Source organism: Pseudomonas sp. MF09156 (genome assembly GCF_059862305.1).
The window spans coordinates 1-977 of record NZ_JCBCUR010000053.1; the positions used below are offsets into that span (position 1 = coordinate 1).

Below are 977 nucleotides of genomic sequence, written 5' to 3' on the forward strand. Positions count from 1 at the left end.
GGCCACCCATTCCACGCGCATCCGGCCACTGATTCCACGGCCATCCGGCCACCCAACCGGGCAGGCAGCAACGCAGGATTTCTTCACTACCATCGACCTCTTTTTCGAAGCAGAGAGGTCGTCGTGGAGCGTTTATCCATGCGTAAGATTCGCGAAGTACTACGTCTCAAGTTCGAGGTCGGACTATCGGCTCGCCAGATTGCGGTCAGCGTGCAGATCGGTCGTGTCACCGTCGGCGACTACCTCAACCGCTTTGCCGCCAGCGGCCTCAGTTGGCCCTGTTCGTTAGCCGATGCCGAGTTGGAGCGACAGCTGTTTCCACCAGCCCCGGCGGTATCCAGCGAACAGCGCCCGCTGCCCGACTGGGCCTGGGTGCATGCCGAGCTGCGCCGGCCGGGCGTGACCCTGGCGCTGCTCTGGCAGGAGTATCGGCTGGGCCAGCCACAGGGCTTCCAGTACAGCTGGTTCTGCGACCACTACCGGGCCTGGCAGGGCAAGCTGGATGTGGTGATGCGCCAGGAGCATCGCGTCGGCGAGAAGCTGTTCGTCGACTATGCCGGCCAGACGGTGCCGGTGATCGACCGCAACAGCGGCGAGATCCGTCAGGCACAGGTGTTCGTCGCGGTGCTCGGGGCCTCCAGCTACACCTTCGCCGAGGCTACCTGGTCGCAACAGTTACCCGACTGGCTGGGTTCTCACGCCCGTTGCTTCGCCTTCCTCGGCGGCGTGCCGGAGATTGTGGTGCCGGACAACCTACGCAGCGCGGTGAGCAAGGCTCATCGCTACGAGCCGGACATCAACCCCAGCTACCGCGACCTGGCCGAGCACTACAGCGTGGCAGTGGTGCCGGCGCGGGCGCGTAAGCCGCGCGACAAGGCCAAGGCCGAAGTCGGCGTGCAGGTGGTCGAGCGCTGGATCCTCGCCGCCTTGCGCCATCGCCAGTTTTTCTCCCTGGACGAACTCAACACGGCCATCGC

1 protein-coding gene is annotated in these 977 nt (G+C 65.1%); it reads left to right on the plus strand.

All coding sequences use genetic code 11. The features are described 5' to 3' along the window. Window positions 1–138: 138 nt before the first annotated feature. Window positions 139–977, plus strand: an 839-nt coding sequence (gene istA, locus AC19YY_RS30995) for an IS21 family transposase (RefSeq protein WP_500605323.1), incomplete at its 3' end; no start/stop codon positions are given.